A 15,318-nucleotide genomic window follows, 5' to 3' on the forward strand; every position below is an offset into this window, starting at 1 on the left:
TGCGGCCTCCTTCGCATCAGTGCTCGCGTTCGGTCCACCGGTGCATTGACGATTTGCCAACTGATACTTGAAGTCAGATCTTCAACAGCGTCATGCCTCGTGGCGAGCGGTTGATGACGCCCAACGAAGAATGGCGTGTGTTCATGCATCTCCTGGCTCTTGATCTCTTTCGATCCAGCCTGTCCACAAGGACTGGCAGTTCGCGCAGATTGTGAAATCACTTATGACCGAATTACCAGAATCGCCTTCAGCGCGTTTGCTCGACACCCGTTACGGAAACGTCAGCGTCCCGGCCGGGAAGAGTGATCTGATCACCGATTTTCTCGAGCACTATGGAGAGTGGGCGTCGCTTGAAGTGGAGTACCTTGCGTCGTTGCTGCCATTGAAGGCACGGGTGCTGGACGTCGGCGCCTATGTGGGCACGTTCGGGTTGGGTATTGCGCAAACAGCAAATGCCGCATTCATCGCAATGGTCGAGGGCAATCCGGCCATCGCGCCACACCTGGCGGCGAATGCGTCCCGGAATCTGCGTTGCACACACGAAGTCCTGAACGCGCTTGTCGTCAATTCGGATGCGCCTCCGGTCGAGACAGGGTGGGCCGACGCGGACAATGCAGGATCCGCATCGTTCGGAGAAAAAGCGAGCGGCGCGGTCCCCGTTCCGCTGCCCGATACGACGATCAACTTCCGGGCACTCGTGGAGCGCTTCGGTCCGCTTGACCTCATCAAGCTCGATGTCGAAGGAATGGAGGCGCAACTGCTCGCCGATCATCCATTGTTGCTGCATGACAAGTCCGTCTTGCTTTGGCTCGAATGCAACGAGACCCGTGGCTCTCTCGCCCTCGCGCAGACGCTGATCGATGCGGGACGGCCGGTCACTTACTTTGCATGGCCGTCGCACAACCCGGACAACTATCGGGGCGTCCAGCGAAAGATGTTTCCGTTTGCCTACGAAGCGGGTCTTCTGCTCGGCGCGCAAGCCACGCCCCTGACGCCGCAGCAGCAGCGCGCCGGGTGCCTGATCAGGAGCATTCATACAGTCGAGGACCTGAGAGAGGCGCTGTGGCTCACGCCGCGGTGGGCTCCAAGGGAGTGGGATGTGCTCGACCGCAATGAGATCGCCGCAATTGCGACGCATCTCTGGCTGGGAAAAAAGCGGGAGCGCTTCTTGGCCGAGGCCGGACCGATGACCGGGGGCTGCGCGGAAGAGGCCACGGCCAGGCAGGCGAGCGCGAATCCGGACACGAACGCTCGACTCATCGCGTTCAGAGATGCCAGGGTCGCCAAGCTTGAAAGCAGGTTGGCCGAACTCGTCAGCCAGAGCCTCGAAATGGAGCGGGCGGAAAGTTTGGCGGTTGCTGCCGCCAACGCCAACGAACTGCTCGCCCGCGAACTGACCAGCAAGTTGCATGCATTGCATCAGGAGCAGCTCGCCGCTCTGACGGCGCAACTCGAAGAATCCCAGGTATTGCACGAACGGCATGGCTCCGTGCTTGCAAGGCAGGTTGCCGTGCTGCTCGAGCAGAACAATACCCTTTCGAATGCCTTGCATGGCATCCGGAGCAGCCTGACGTGGCGAATCGCTTCCCGGTCTTCCCGCCTGGCTGACCATATCCCTCTCCTCAAGCGGGTCGCCAAGGGGCTGCTGCGTCGCAAGGTGGCTGGGGCGCAGTCATGACCGAGCCCAACGAACAAGAGTTCGGCACCATTGCGCCGTTTTTCGATCGCGGCTACTACCTGTCTCGATATCCTGACGTTGCGTCGGCGAATGTCGATCCGGTCTGGCACTACTGCGTGTTCGGTTGGAAGGAGGGCCGGGATCCGTCCGCGGCATTCGACACGAGCTACTACCTGCGCGAGAACCGGGATGTCGCGGCAGCTGGCATCAACCCATTCGCCCACTTCATCGGAAGCGGGCGACACGAAGATCGCAAGCCCGTACCAGAGATGGCCGGCATGCGCAGGCAACTGCTGAATGCCTGGAGCGCTGCTGCTGATCGCTTTGGCGCCGAAGACGGTGAACCTGTGCTGGGTGCGCCGCGTGACCTCGATGTCCACACCCTCGTCGCGGCGCTCACATCGAGCGCGAGAAATGGAGAATTCGTCATCTCCGTCAGTCACGACGACTATGCACTCAGCGTTGGCGGCATCCAGAACATCATCGGCGATGAACTCGCGGAATTCCGCGATAGGGGCATCGGCTACCTGCACCTGTGTTCGGCCCGCCCGATTCGATGGCTTGCCGATGCGTCGAGCGACGACTTCGTCTTTGCGCTGCGCCTGGATGGCGAAGCGCTGGGCCGCGCCAATGGCGTGACGCTGCAGCAGGCGTTTAAGCGCCTCGCAACAACCGGTTCGCGGGCCATGTGGGTGATCCACCACCTCATGAGCCATTCGCCCGAATTGCTCGAGAAGTTGATCGCAACCAACAGCGCGCGGCCGCCGCTTTTCTGGGCGCATGACTACTTCGCCCTGTGTCCGAGCTACACGCTGCTGCGAAACGACACCGCCTACTGCGGCGCACCGCTGGTGAACTCGACGGCATGCGAGATCTGCGCCTACGGAAAGGAGCGGCCGGTTCACCAAGAGCGCATCCAGGCGTTCCTGCGCGCGGTCCGGCCTTCGCTGGTCGCGCCATCGCAGTCCGCCTTGGAACTATGGCGCCGTGCGAGCGGGGTCGAGGCGCCTGATACGCATGTGCTGCAACCTGCCAGGCTAACGCAGTCGAATCGAATACGGGCCAAAGGTTCCAGACCGCGTTTGCGCATTGCTTACCTGGGCTCACAGGTTTTTCACAAGGGCTGGGACACCTACCAGCGCCTGGCGGGTGCTTTCCAAACTGATGACCGGTATGAATTCTTCCAACTCGGAACACCCGGTGCCACTCCGTCGTTCATCCATCACATACCGGTCAAGGTCGAAGCATCGGCACGTGATGCCATGGTGCACGCAATAGCCAGACAAGATATCGATGTGGTGATCTCCTGGAGCATCTGGCCCGAAACTTTCTGCTTCACCGCGCACGAGGCGATGGCTGGCGGCGCGTTTGTAGTGGCCAGACGCGAGCAGGGCCATGTGAATGCGGCCATCCATAGGCATGCACCGGAGGCCTCGCGCAATGTCGACGACGAAGAAGCGCTGCACCGCTATTTCCGCGGCGGAGATGTCTTGATCGATGTCGCACGGTCGTCGCGCCGGCATGGCTGCCTGGTGCCGTCCCTGGGAAGCGCGGAGTTGCTGCATCCCGTCTTTGAAGCAGAGGTACGTGCATGAGAGTCGCCTGTTTCACGAGTGCTTCCTTCAGCTATCTCGACCGGGCGAGGGTGCTCTTCGAGACTGTTCGGAGATTTCATCCCGAATGGGAGAACTGGTTTTGCTTGGTCGATGAAGAGCCGGCGAATTTCGTGTTCGACATCGACGCCGAAGACATCGATCGAGTGGTGAAGTTGGATGAATTGGGTGTCAAAGAGCCGCTCGCATGGGCTTTCGAGCACGATGTGGTCGAGCTGTGCACGGCCGTAAAGGGCGCAATGCTGTGCCACATGCTCGAGCAGGGCATCGACAAGGTCATCTACCTCGATCCCGACATTGCCTTGTTCGGATCGCTCGACGAAGTGCTCAAGCTGCTCGACGAGCACAGCGCGGCGCTCACGCCGCACCAGATCGATCCCGACACGGAGCGCTCAGCTATCGTAGACAACGAGATCGGCTCGCTGAAGTACGGCATCTTCAATCTGGGCTTTGTTGCGGTGCGCAATAGCGCGCCGGGCAGGGCCTTCGCGCGTTGGTGGCGCGATCGGTTGCTGGAGTTCTGTTTCGACGACATTGAAAACGGCTTGTTCACCGACCAGAAGTGGTGCAACCACGCGCCCGTTTTCTTTCCCGAGATCGCCATATTGCGGCACCGCGGCTACAACGTTGCGAGCTGGAATCTCAGTCAGCGCCGCATCCAAATTTCACCGGACGGCAGGATCACCGCTGGCGGCGATCCGTTGAAGTTTTTTCACTTCACAAAGGTGACGCATGTCGGTGAAACCATGTTGGCCCGGTATGCGGGGGGGCGTCCGGAAGTGTTCGAACTGATGCACTGGTACAAAAGCCGCCTGAAGGCCCACTTCGTCAAGGACGTTCCGCCGGGATGGTGGCACTACGGAACCTACTCGGACGGCCGGCCGATCTCGAAAGAGGACCGTGCCGCTCACCGGCGACTGCGGCTGCGGCAGAAGCATCTGGCCAATCCGTTCGCGGCCTGAACCTGCTGCGACATCCCCTGAACCCGAAAAACGGCCGCACGCCGATCGCGGTCCCAGCGCTGTAGCGGGTTTAACGGCGCCGGGTCGTCAGGTGCGGTGCCGGTGGCGATAATCCCCCAATGCGAATTCGCTTCACCAAGATGCAGGGGGCCGGCAACGATTTTGTCGTGCTCGACGAAACGCGCGGCTCGCTGGGCCTCACGGCCGCGCAATACCGCTTTCTGGCCGACCGCCACTTCGGTGTCGGCGCCGACCAGATCCTCACGGTGCGGCCGCCTTCCAAGAGCGCGGCCGAGGGCGTCGATTTTCAGTACGTGATCCACAACGCCGACGGCGGTGAGGTGGAGCAGTGCGGCAATGGCGCGCGCTGCTTCATGCGCTTCGTGCGCGAGCACCACCTGACCGAGAAGGAGACGGTGCGCGTCGAAACGCTGGCCGGCATCATCGAACCGCGCATGGGCGAAGACGGCCGGGTCACGGTCGACATGGGCCCGCCGATCTTCGAGCCGGCCCGCGTGCCCTTCGACACCGCCGGGCTCGACCCGCAGCCCACGGGTTCGTGGCACACGTGGCACCTGGCGCTTGGCACGCACGCCGATTCGGCCATTGTTTCCGTGGCGGTGCTGTCGATGGGCAACCCGCACGCGGTGCAGCTGGTCGACAACGTCGACACCGCGCCGGTGGCCCGGCAGGGACCGCAGATCGAGCACCATCCGCGTTTTCCGCAGCGGGTGAATGCCGGCTTCATGCAGGTGATCGACCGCACGCACGTCAAGCTGCGGGTGTTCGAGCGCGGTGCCGGCGAAACGCTGGCCTGCGGCACGGGCGCCTGCGCGGCGGTGGTGGCGGGCATCCGGCTCGGCCTGCTCGACAACCGGGTCGACGTGCAGACGCACGGCGGCGTGCTCACCATCGGCTGGGAGGGCGAGGGGAACCCGGTGCTCATGACCGGGCCGGCCACCACGGTTTTCGAGGGAGACATCGAGGTGCCCGAGCTGCCATGACCACCAACATCAGAAACAACAAAGACGACGCCATGAACCCGATCACCGAAGACGACATCGCCAACTACCTGGCGAACACGCCCGACTTTTTCGAGCGGCATGCGCAGTTGCTGGCGCAGGTGCAGCTCACCAGCCCGCACGGCAACCGCGCCGTCAGCCTGCAGGAGCGCCAGGCCGAAATGCTGCGCGAAAAGATCAAGGCGCTGGAGCATCGGCTGATGGACATGGTGCGCCACGGCACCGAGAACGTGGTGATTGCCGACCGCCTGCAGCGCTGGACTCGCGGCCTCTTGACCACGCGCGACCCGCGCAGCCTGCCGTACCGCATCGCGGTCGATCTGCAGTCGCTGTTCCTGGTGCCGCAGACCGCCATCAAGGTGTGGGACTGCGGGGCCGACTACCTCAACGAGGCCTATGCCCAGTGGGTGAGCGACGACGTGAAGGCGCTGGCCACCTCGCTCACTTCGCCCTATTGCGGGCTCAATTCGGGCTTCGAGGCGGCCAACTGGCTGCCCGAGCCGACCGGGGCCGCGTCGATTGCGCTGATTCCGCTGCGGCCCGATGCCGAGTCGCCGGCCTTCGGCCTCCTGGTGCTGGCCTCGCCCGATGCACAGCGCTTCAACGCCGAAATGGGCACCGACTTTCTCGAGCGCATTGCCGAACTGGCCTCGGGCGCGCTGTCGCGGCTGCGGCCTTGAGCGTCCGGCGCCGGCCCTGGCGGGCCGCGCGGCCCGTGCTGTGGACGGTGCTGGTGGCAGGCCTGCTGGCCTACCTGGCCATTGCCGCGGTCATCTGGCGGCACGCGGACGAGGCACTTGCCAATCCGCCGCAACAGCCGGCCGATGCCGCGCTGATCCTGGGCAACCGCGCCTACCTCAAGGGCAAGCCCAACCCGTGCCTCACGGGCCGCGTCGACACCGGCATTGCGCTGGCCAACGCAGGCCGCGTGAAGCAGCTGGTGCTGTCGGGCGGCGTCGACAAGGAAGACGGCCGCATCGAAGCCGAGGTGATGGAGCGCCATGCGCGCGCCGAGGGCTATGCCGGTCCGCTGCTGCTGGAGCCGGCTTCCACGTCGACGCGCCTGAACCTGGCGATGTCGCGGCCGATGCTGAAGGCCGCGGGCGTGCGCGCCGTCATCGTGGTGTCGGAGCCCTACCACCTGTGGCGCGTGGAGCGCCTGGTGCGGGCCAGCGGTTTCGACAAGGAATTCGATGTTCAGTATGCGGCCGCCGACACGAGCTGCTGGCGCCGCTGGGGCATGGTTTTCAAGGGCGCGTTGCGCGAGCCGCTGGCTGTCGTGAACAATGCATTCAATGGCTACCTCTACTGAGACGGCGGAAACGGCCGCCACGCCGCCCTGGGTCGAGAAATACCTGGAGCACGTGCGCGTGGAGCGCCGGCTGGCGGCGCGAACGGTCGAGCTCTATGCCATCCACCTGCAAGCGCTTGCGGCCAACGCCTCGGACGCCGGGCTCTCGCTCGACCGCGTGCAGACGGCGCACATCCGGCGCTGGATGGCGCAGCTGCACAGCGCCGGGCGCGAGCCGCGCGGCATTGCGCTGGTGCTGTCGTGCTGGCGCAGCTTCTACCGCTGGCTCGGCAACGAAGGGCTGGTGGGCTTCAACCCGGTGAAGGACGTGCATGCGCCCAAGGCCGCGCGGCCGCTGCCCAAGGCGCTGGCAGTCGACGACGCGGTGCGGCTCGCCGAAATGTACGACCCCGAGGCCGACCCCTGGACCGAGGCGCGCGACGGCGCCATCGTCGAAGTGCTCTACGGCTGCGGCCTGCGCGTGAGCGAGCTCACCGGCCTCGACGCGCAAGCCAGCAACACGGCCCGCGGCTGGGTCGACCTCGACGCGCTGGAAGCCAATGTGCTCGGCAAGGGCAGCAAGCGGCGCCTGGTGCCGATCGGCGGCAAGGCGGCCGAAGCGCTGCGCGACTGGCTCGCGGTGCGCGGCGAATGCCCGGCGCTGGCAACGGCGGGCCTCCGCGACCCCGCGGGCGCGGCGGCGCTCTTCATCAACAGCAAGGGCGTGCGGATGTCGTCGCAGGCGGTGTGGAAGCTGTTGCGCGAGCGCAGCCTCAAGGCCGGCCTGGCGGCGCCGGTGCATCCGCACATGCTGCGGCACTCGTTTGCGAGCCACGTGCTCCAGTCGAGCAGCGACCTGCGCGCCGTGCAGGAGCTGCTGGGCCACGCCAACATCTCCACCACGCAGATCTATACCCGGCTGGATTTTCAGCACCTGGCCAAGGCCTATGACGCGGCACATCCGCGCGCGCAGGCGCGCCCGGAAGAATCGCGCGCCAAGCCCAAAAAAGACGACATCGACAACAAATGAAAACCCTCCGCCTCAAGCCCGGCAAGGAGCGCTCGCTGCAGCGCCGCCATCCCTGGATCTTCGAATCCGCCATTGCACGCGGCGGTGCCGATTCGGGCGAGACGGTGCGCGTCGAATCGCATGACGGCGCTTTCCTGGCCTGGGCTGCGTTCAGCCCCATTTCCAAGATCCGCGCGCGGGCCTGGAGCTTTGTCGAAACGCAGCGCATCGACGCGGCCTTTCTTGCCTCGGTGTGCGCCCGCGCGGTGGCGGCCCGGTCGCTTTTCGACCTGCAGAGCGACGGTGTCCGGTTGGTCCACGGCGAGGCCGACGGGCTCCCGGGCCTCATCGTCGACCGCTACGGCGACACGCTGGTGGCGCAGTTCCTGTCGGCCGGCGTCGAGCGCTGGAAGGCCGCCATTGCCGATGCGCTGCTCGAAGCCACCGGCCTGCACAAGCTCTACGAGCGTTCCGACGCCAGCGGCCGCGAGCGCGAAGGCCTGAAACCCGTCACGGGCTGGTTGCGCGGGGAGGGCGCCACCGAAATCACGATCCGCGAGCACGGCTGGAAGCTCTCGCTCGACATCGCGACCGGGCACAAGACCGGCTTCTACCTCGACCAGCGTGACAGCCGCCAGCGCTTTGCCGAGCTGGCGGAGCACCGGCGCTTTCGGCGCGTGCTCAACTGCTTTTGCTACACCGGCGGCTTCACGGTGGCTGCGCTCGCGGGGCTGCAGGCGGCGGGCGCGATGGATGGCGCCGAACTGGTGTCGGTCGATTCGTCGCAACCGGCGCTCGAAAAGGCACGGGCCAACCTGGCGCTGAACGGCTTCGGCGGCGAGGGCTCGGGCGTGAAGACCGAGTTTCTGGATGCCAACGTCAACACCGTGCTGCGCGAGTTCATCGAAGAGGGCCGCACCTTCGACGCCATCGTGCTCGACCCGCCCAAGTTTGCGCCCACGGTGGCCCATGCCGAGCGCGCCGCCCGTGCCTACAAGGACATCAACCGTCTCGCGCTCAAGCTGCTGGAGCCCGGCGGCGTGCTGCTGACTTTTTCCTGCTCGGGCGGCATCAGCGCGGACTTGTTCCACAAGATCGTGGCTTCGGCCGGCATCGACGCCCAAGTGGACGGTTACATCAGCGAACGATTGGGCGCGGCCCCCGACCACCCGATGACCATCGAGTTTCCGGAGGGCGAATATTTGAAGGGCCTGGTGGTGGTGCGAAAGCCCGCTTGACCCCGCGCCAACGCAACTGAGTGGCATTGGCTAAACTGCCGGCCAATTCTTTTTCTTCCTGTTTTCCGCCTTCGGAGCACACCATGGCCCTTATTCCCGCCACCATCCTCACCGGCTTTCTGGGCTCGGGCAAGACCACGCTGCTCAAGCGCATCCTGACGGAAGCCCACGGCCAGAAGATCGCCGTGATCGAGAACGAGTTTGGCGAAGAGAACATCGACAGCGACATCCTCGTGACCGAATCGAAAGAGCAGATCATCCAGATGAGCAACGGCTGCGTCTGCTGCACCATCCGTGAAGACCTGCGCGAAGCCCTGCAGCTCCTGGCCGCCAAGAAGCGCCAGGGCCTGCTCGACTTCGACCGCGTGGTGATCGAGACCACGGGCCTCGCCGATCCCGGCCCCGTGGCGCAGACCTTCTTCATGGACGACGAGATTGCCGAGAGCTACCTGCTCGACTCCATCCTGACGCTGGTCGATGCCAAGCACGCGCCGCAGCAGCTCAACGACCGCCAGGAAGCGCGCCGCCAGGTGGGTTTTGCCGACCAGATCTTCATCAGCAAGAGCGAGCTGGTGTCGGCCGAAGAAACCGAGGCGCTGATTCACCGCCTGAAGCACATGAACCCGCGCGCGCCGCAGCAGAAGGCGCATTTTGGCGATGTGCCGCTGAAAGACATCTTCGACCTGCGCGGCTTCAACCTGAACGCCAAGCTGGACATCGATCCCGACTTCCTGAAGGAAGAAGAGGCGCACGACCATGACCATGCGCATGGCGAAAATTGCGACCATCCCTCGCACAAGCACGAGGGGCATGGCCACCATCACCACACCGATGACGACGTGAAGAGCTTCGTCTACAAGGCCGACCGTCCGTTCGACCCGGCCAAGCTCGAAGACTTCCTGGGCGCCATCGTCAACATCTACGGCCCGCGCATGCTGCGCTACAAGGGCGTGCTGAACATGAAGGGCACCGAGCGCAAGGTGATCTTCCAGGGCGTGCACCAGCTGATGGGCAGCGACCTGGGCCCGGAGTGGGGCAAGGACGAGGCACGCCAGAGCCGCATGGTGTTCATCGGCATCGAGCTGCCGCGCGAAATCCTCGAGCAAGGCCTGGAGCAGTGCTTGGTCTGAGGCTCTGACTTGCTCCTTCCCCCGCTGGGGGAAGGTTGGGATGGGGGCGGGCCCTCGATCGGGCGCCGCGCTTTTTTGGGAGGCCGTCGTGCCCCCCACCCCGGCCCTCCCCCAGAGGGGGAGGGGGGAGGAACACCCCGGGGCTTACTTGCCCATGCCGCCCAGCGGCTTGCCGTTGACCTTCAGGCTGCCTTCGCTGTACTCGACCTGGCTCGTGATGTCGGTGCCGTCGCGCTTGACGAAGCCCATGCCTTCGCCTTGCTCGACCAGCCCCGCCACCATCTCGGGCGGGGGCGTCTGGCCGCTCTCGGCGCCGGTGGCGGCAATCTGCTCGAGCCATTGCATCGGCAGTCGCGCATTGGCCTTGAGCACGCCGCGCTTCATCAGCAGCGCCATGCCCGGCGCCTGCAGGTCTTCGTCGGTCACGCCGACCATGCCGGCCGTGTAGCTGATCTCGCCGCGCTTGCCGCCGATTTCGACCAGCATCTTGTCCAGGCCGATCTCGGGGTTGTACTTGGCCATGGCCTTCAGGTCGGGCGCCAGCTGGTCCATCAGCGTCTGCATGGCGGCTTGCGACGCCTTGGCGCCGCCCTTGCCGCAGCCATTGATGGCGCTCGACTTCAGCCAGGCATCGGCCAGCTTCTTGTAGCCGGCGGCGTGAATGCGGCGCCCGCCGCTGCTCATCTCGAACTTGTCGATCTTGGTTTCGCCGATCTTGCCGGCACCCTTGATCGTGCCGGTCGATGCGTAGAGCCCGTCCTTGATGCTGGCATCGGCAAGCATGTCGATGTTTTGCAACAGCACGGTCGGCAGGGCCTTGCCCTCGGCGCCTTCGGCGGTGCCCAGGCCCTTGGGGGCGGCAAATTCGAAGCTTTCGAGGCGGCCTTCGGTCTTGCCGGTGGCCAGGATCCAGCCCGCGCTGCTGTCCATGTCGGCCTTGCCGGTCAGCTTGCCCATCTTCATGGTGGCGCCGGTGCGCATGTCGCTGACGTCCAGCCCCGGCATGGTCAGGTCGTAGTGCACCTGGGTGCGGGCACCGTTCACCTCGATGCGGGCTTGCGCGCCTTGCCAGGTGAACTGGGCCTTGCCTTCGTCGGTCACCTTGGCCGGCGCCACGGTCAGGTCGCTGGTGTAGCCGCCGTCGAACGCCACCTTGGTGTGCGCCGTCAGGGGCTTGGCCTTGCCGAAGAGCTGTTCGGCCTTGGCCTGGCCTTTCACGTCGAGCACCAGTTCGCTGTCGATGGTGGCTGCGGCCAGCGTGCCGCCTGCAAGCGGGCCGTGGCGGATGGTGTCGCGGAAGGTGAGCCGCACGGGCTTGAACGGCGTGGCGGCATCGTCGTCTTCGTCGTCACCCTCGGCGGGATTGACGGCGGGCACCTGCGCCGCGGCATCGGCTGCGCATCCGAGCTCGAGCGTCACGGTGCTCACTGCGCCGAAAAAGCCCTGCTCGTAGCTGCGGTTGACCACGCGTACCAGCGCGGTCTGCTTCGGCAGCTCGTCCAGCGCGGTGTCGTAACTGGACTTTATTTTTGTGCCGGCCCACCAGGTGCTGCCGCCATAGGCAAGCGCAATGGCGGCTGCCAGCGCGCCCAAAACTGCTTTTTTGCTCACGATTTCTTCTCTTGTATGAATTGTTGGTCGACCCGCACCGTCCCTCGGCGGCTTGGCGGGCCTTCGTTGCCCCCTCCGGCAACGCTGGCGATGCTACCGGAGGCGGCCCGGTTGCAGGCACATCCCCCTTCATTTCGAGTTCTCTATACAATCGCGCGCCTGTTCCGGCAGCCACGCCCTCGTCCGAACGACGGGATGTGGCTTACGGCACGGGGCGCCGCACGTTTCTGGCGGGCTTTCGGGGGTATAACCCCGGGGTTCGTCACTGCGAGCACTCCGACGAGTGGAGCCCAGGCGGCCTGAAACCCGCAAAGGCTCCCTTGGGAGGAGACACCCAGTGAAAGCGCGTTCCAGTTCGTTCAAGGAGCCAGTCACCGTGAAGAAACCCGCCGCCAAGGCCACGCCAGCAACCAAGCCCGCCGCTAAAAAAGCGGTGGCTGCAAAGCCGGCTGTAACCGCGGCGAAAAAAATCTCTTCCGCTGCAAAAGCTCCGGCCACGAAAGAAAAAAGCGCTCCAAAGAAGCCAGCAACGCCATCGGCCAAGGCCGCGACCGTTGCAAAGCCCGTCAAGCCTGCAAAGTCCGTTGCGGCGCCGGTGGCATCCGCCCCGGCCAAGAGTGCAACCAAAACTGCAGTTGCGGGTCTACCGCCATCCAAAACCGTCGGCCGCACTGCTGCCGTTCCTTCTGCCCCTCCGATCCCAATGAAAAAAACGGCTGCCGCCTCTTCTTCCGCCACGGCGACACCTTCGATGCCCGTTCAGACCGCTGCACCCGCGCCCGCGCGAGGTGGCCGCGTGTCCCGGCTGTCGCAGCTGACCGTGCCTTCCATGCCGCAATCGGTGGCTTCGACCGCTGCCAAGTCTTCGTTCTCGCAGGCGCCCTCCAATGCGCTGGTGCCGCCGCCGCCCGTGGCGGTGAAAAAAGACCCGAAGCTCGCCAACAACTGGAAAACCAAGTCGGTCGACGAGTTGAGCGACGCCGAAGTCATCGCGATGCCCGACACCGAGTACATGAACGAAAAGCAGATGGCGTTCTTCCGCCTGAAGCTGGTCGAACTCAAGCGCGGCATCCTCGAAAACGCCGGCGAAACCACCGAGCACCTGCGTGAAGACACCGTGGTGGTGCCCGATCCGGCCGACCGCGCCACCATCGAGGAAGAGCACGCCCTCGAGCTGCGCACGCGCGACCGCGAGCGCAAGCTGCTGAAGAAAATCGAGCAGTCGATCCAGCGCATCGACGCCGGCGACTACGGCTATTGCGACGAAACCGGCGAGCCCATCGGTGTCGGCCGCCTGCTGGCCCGACCCACCGCCACGCTGTCGCTCGAAGCGCAGCAGCGCCGCGAACTCAAGCAGAAGATGTTCGGGGACTGAGCCGGCAACACAAAAAAAGAGAGAACCTGATCGCCTCGAAGTTTTTGTCGATGCCAAAGGAAGAGTCGGGCCGCCTGTTTTCGAAGGTGGCGAAGTTCGTCCGCAATCCGCTCAAGGATTGGTCGGAGCTGAATGCGACCGCCGATTCCACGCTGCCCGTGGACCAGGCCTACAGCCGGGAAATGCTCAAGGAGATGATCGAGCGGCGCCAGCGCAACGATTTCGTTCGCCGGCGCGAGTTCGACATGCTCCGCAAGCTGCGCCAGCGTGAAGCGGCCGCCCACGCCTTCGAAGGAACGGTCACACCGTCTTCCTTCAACCTGAACAGCACCACCGAAAAATCGGAGGGTCGCGCCCTCACGCTCAAGAAGATCGACGAGATCGAAGAGCAGATGTCGCAGCAGTGGTGGAAGGGCCGCGGCCCCAACGGCGAGGTGCTGGCCAATGAGCCCCCCGACGCCGGCGCCGAAACCCTGCCGCCGCCGGTGGATGCGGCCGAGCTGGCCAGCTTGCTCGGGACGCCTTCTGGCCGTGCGGCGCCGGCACCTGCACCAGCGCCTGCGCCTGCGCCGGTATCCACGCCTGCGCCCGCCGCCGCCGTGGCGCCAGCTTCGGCTCCCGCCCCTGTCGGGCCTGGGCCTGCCAGCGCCGAGGTGAGCGTCCCCTCGCTGCTGTCGGCGCGGCTGGCGCGAGACGGCGCGCTCGAAGAGGCCGTGATCCGCTTCGCGCACGGCGACGATGCCGGTGCCGAGGCCATTCTTCTGCAGGCGCTGGCCTCGGAGAGTGTGGCGGTCGGGGGTGAAGGCGACCACGCCACCGCCGAGCGCGACGACGCGCGCTGGCATGCCTTGTTCGACCTGTATCGCGCCACCGGCGACGCCACCCGCTTTGCCACCGCCCGCATGCGCTATGCGCAACGCATGAAGCGCATGGGCCCGGACTGGGTGCCGCTCGATGAACTGGCGCGCAACGTGAAGGCCGTGGTGGCCAGTGAATACGCCGAACTGGCGCCGGCCGGCGCCGACTGGACCAGCCCGCCACGCCTGGCGCGCGACGGATTGATGAATCTCACGCGGGCGCTGTCCAAGGCCGGTTCGGTCTGGACGCTCGACTGGCGTGCGCTGGCCGCCATCGAGCGCGATGCCGCTGCGCCGCTGCGCGTGCTGTTCGCGCACTGGGCCGATTCGCCGGTGCAACTGCGTTTCATCGGTGCCGCCAAGTTGCAGGCCGTGCTGGCCGAGGCCACGCCCAACAACGAGCGCAGTACCGAAGACGTCTGGTGGCAGCTGCATCTGGCGGCGCTGCGCATGATGAACATGCCCGACGATTTCGAGCTGGTGGCGCTCAACTACTGCATCACCTTCGAAGTCTCGCCGCCCGCCTGGCAAGACCCGAAGGGGGAATGCGCCTTGCTGGCTCCCCCCGAGGGAAGCCGCTCGGGCGCCGGCTCCGTGTGGTCGCTGTTGTCGGTCGGCGGCGAATCGGAGAGCTTTCCGTCCACCGACAGCGGCTTTGCGGCACTGGCGGGCGATTTGCGCGGAGAAACGCATTCGAGCCTGCAGCGGCTCGACACCGACCTGCGCAACACGACGGCGCCTGTCATTTCGTGTGCCGCACTGCTGCGCATGGACCTTGCCGCCGCCGGCACGCTGCTGAGCTGGGTGCGGGCGCGGGACGCCCAGGGCGACCGGGTCCAGTTCGTCGATGCGCACCGGCTGATTGCGGCGCTGTTCGACATCGTCGGCATTGCCGACCACGCGACCGTGGCGCTCCGAAAGAACTAGGCCCAATCCAGAGCAAAGCGCGGGGTTGTATTGGCCCCGGCCATCCCCAGATGGCTTCGATGGAACAGTTTCACGGCACCACCATCGTGAGCGTGCGCCGCAAGACCCCCCAAGGCGATCAGGTCGCCATTGGCGGGGACGGGCAGGTCACTCTCGGCAATATCGTCATCAAGGGCACGGCGCGCAAAGTGCGGCGGCTCTATCACGGCAAGGTGCTGGCTGGCTTTGCCGGCGCCACGGCCGACGCCTTCACGCTCTTCGAGCGCTTCGAGGCCAAGCTCGAAAAGCACCAGGGCCACCTGACCCGCGCCGCCGTCGAGCTCACGAAAGACTGGCGCACCGACCGGGTGCTGCGCAAGCTCGAGGCCATGCTGGCCGTGGCCGACGCCACCACCTCGCTCATCATCACCGGCAACGGCGACGTGCTGGAGCCCGAAGACGGCGTGATCGCCATCGGTTCGGGCGGCGCCTATGCGCAGTCCGCGGCCAAGGCGCTGATCGACAATACCGATCTCACGGCGGAGCAGATTGTGCGCAAATCGCTCGCGATAGCCGGCGAAATCTGCATTTACACGAACATGAACCACACCGTGGAAGCGCTCTGA

The 15,318-nt window shown here is 65.3% G+C and carries 13 protein-coding genes; 12 read left to right on the forward strand and 1 reads right to left on the reverse strand.

Annotated features, from left to right (window positions below; genetic code table 11):
* Positions 1-223 precede the first annotated feature (223 nt).
* The 9 genes from ACJ7Z0_RS20185 to ACJ7Z0_RS20225 all read left to right on the forward strand — a co-directional run bounded on the left by ACJ7Z0_RS20185 (position 224) and on the right by ACJ7Z0_RS20225 (position 9,943).
* Positions 224-1,678 carry an FkbM family methyltransferase gene (locus ACJ7Z0_RS20185; RefSeq protein ID WP_434791265.1) on the forward strand — a complete coding sequence of 485 codons (1,455 nt, stop codon included), beginning with the start codon at positions 224-226 and terminating at the stop codon, positions 1,676-1,678.
* The gene (locus ACJ7Z0_RS20190) at positions 1,675-3,273 is read left to right on the forward strand and encodes a glycosyltransferase family protein (protein WP_434791266.1); all 1,599 of its coding nucleotides are present in this window, start codon (positions 1,675-1,677) and stop codon (positions 3,271-3,273) included. Before ACJ7Z0_RS20185 ends, ACJ7Z0_RS20190 begins: the two co-directional genes overlap by 4 nt.
* Before the next feature lie 131 nt (positions 3,274-3,404).
* Positions 3,405-4,253 (forward strand): glycosyltransferase, encoded by an 849-nt coding sequence (locus ACJ7Z0_RS20195; RefSeq protein WP_434791267.1) that lies wholly within the window; start codon positions 3,405-3,407, stop codon positions 4,251-4,253.
* Between the two features lie 119 nt (positions 4,254-4,372).
* Complete coding sequence (dapF, locus tag ACJ7Z0_RS20200) at positions 4,373-5,257, forward strand: diaminopimelate epimerase (protein ID WP_434791268.1); 885 nt, start codon at positions 4,373-4,375, stop codon at positions 5,255-5,257.
* The gene (locus tag ACJ7Z0_RS20205) at positions 5,254-5,955 is read left to right on the forward strand and encodes a DUF484 family protein (RefSeq protein ID WP_431124830.1); all 702 of its coding nucleotides are present in this window, start codon (positions 5,254-5,256) and stop codon (positions 5,953-5,955) included. Before dapF ends, ACJ7Z0_RS20205 begins: the two co-directional genes overlap by 4 nt.
* Positions 5,952-6,587, forward strand: coding sequence for a YdcF family protein (locus ACJ7Z0_RS20210; protein WP_434791269.1), 636 nt, complete (start codon positions 5,952-5,954; stop codon positions 6,585-6,587). The genes ACJ7Z0_RS20205 and ACJ7Z0_RS20210 overlap by 4 nt, the downstream gene beginning before the upstream one ends.
* Positions 6,571-7,596 carry a tyrosine recombinase XerC gene (locus ACJ7Z0_RS20215; RefSeq protein WP_434791270.1) on the forward strand — a complete coding sequence of 342 codons (1,026 nt, stop codon included), beginning with the start codon at positions 6,571-6,573 and terminating at the stop codon, positions 7,594-7,596. Before ACJ7Z0_RS20210 ends, ACJ7Z0_RS20215 begins: the two co-directional genes overlap by 17 nt.
* A complete protein-coding gene (locus ACJ7Z0_RS20220; protein WP_434791271.1) occupies positions 7,593-8,813 on the forward strand; it encodes a class I SAM-dependent rRNA methyltransferase in 1,221 nt (406 codons plus the stop codon). Before ACJ7Z0_RS20215 ends, ACJ7Z0_RS20220 begins: the two co-directional genes overlap by 4 nt.
* A gap of 83 nt (positions 8,814-8,896) precedes the next feature.
* Positions 8,897-9,943, forward strand: a complete 1,047-nt coding sequence (locus ACJ7Z0_RS20225; RefSeq protein ID WP_431124821.1) for a CobW family GTP-binding protein — start codon at positions 8,897-8,899, stop codon at positions 9,941-9,943.
* A gap of 144 nt (positions 9,944-10,087) precedes the next feature.
* Here the strand turns inward: ACJ7Z0_RS20225 and ACJ7Z0_RS20230 are convergent, their stop codons facing one another.
* The gene (locus ACJ7Z0_RS20230; protein ID WP_434791272.1) at positions 10,088-11,554 is read right to left on the reverse strand and encodes a YdgA family protein; all 1,467 of its coding nucleotides are present in this window, start codon (positions 11,552-11,554) and stop codon (positions 10,088-10,090) included.
* A 469-nt stretch (positions 11,555-12,023) separates the two neighbouring features.
* Between ACJ7Z0_RS20230 and dksA the strand changes: the two genes are divergently transcribed.
* The 3 genes from dksA to hslV are packed head-to-tail and all read left to right on the forward strand — an operon-like array spanning position 12,024 to position 15,318.
* Positions 12,024-12,929, forward strand: coding sequence for an RNA polymerase-binding protein DksA (gene dksA / locus ACJ7Z0_RS20235; protein WP_431132329.1), 906 nt, complete (start codon positions 12,024-12,026; stop codon positions 12,927-12,929).
* A gap of 50 nt (positions 12,930-12,979) precedes the next feature.
* Positions 12,980-14,713 carry an STAS domain-containing protein gene (locus ACJ7Z0_RS20240; RefSeq protein ID WP_434791273.1) on the forward strand — a complete coding sequence of 578 codons (1,734 nt, stop codon included), beginning with the start codon at positions 12,980-12,982 and terminating at the stop codon, positions 14,711-14,713.
* 59 nt (positions 14,714-14,772) lie between these two features.
* Positions 14,773-15,318, forward strand: a complete 546-nt coding sequence (gene hslV, locus ACJ7Z0_RS20245; protein WP_026283873.1) for an ATP-dependent protease subunit HslV — start codon at positions 14,773-14,775, stop codon at positions 15,316-15,318.

This window comes from Variovorax palleresanus, from assembly GCF_051144945.1.
Classification (GTDB): Bacteria; Pseudomonadota; Gammaproteobacteria; order Burkholderiales; family Burkholderiaceae_C; genus Variovorax; species Variovorax paradoxus_S.

Bases quoted from the DNA above. Each gene is read 5' to 3' on its own strand.
- ACJ7Z0_RS20185 (WP_434791265.1), top strand. From the start codon at position 224: ATGACCGAATTACCAGAATCGCCTTCAGCGCGTTTGCTCGACACCCGT.
- ACJ7Z0_RS20190 (WP_434791266.1), top strand. From the start codon at position 1,675: ATGACCGAGCCCAACGAACAAGAGTTCGGCACCATTGCGCCGTTTTTC.
- dapF (WP_434791268.1), top strand. From the start codon at position 4,373: ATGCGAATTCGCTTCACCAAGATGCAGGGGGCCGGCAACGATTTTGTC.
- ACJ7Z0_RS20205 (WP_431124830.1), top strand. From the start codon at position 5,254: ATGACCACCAACATCAGAAACAACAAAGACGACGCCATGAACCCGATC.
- ACJ7Z0_RS20215 (WP_434791270.1), top strand. From the start codon at position 6,571: ATGGCTACCTCTACTGAGACGGCGGAAACGGCCGCCACGCCGCCCTGG.
- ACJ7Z0_RS20220 (WP_434791271.1), top strand. From the start codon at position 7,593: ATGAAAACCCTCCGCCTCAAGCCCGGCAAGGAGCGCTCGCTGCAGCGC.
- ACJ7Z0_RS20225 (WP_431124821.1), top strand. From the start codon at position 8,897: ATGGCCCTTATTCCCGCCACCATCCTCACCGGCTTTCTGGGCTCGGGC.
- ACJ7Z0_RS20240 (WP_434791273.1), top strand. From the start codon at position 12,980: ATGCCAAAGGAAGAGTCGGGCCGCCTGTTTTCGAAGGTGGCGAAGTTC.
- hslV (WP_026283873.1), top strand. From the start codon at position 14,773: ATGGAACAGTTTCACGGCACCACCATCGTGAGCGTGCGCCGCAAGACC.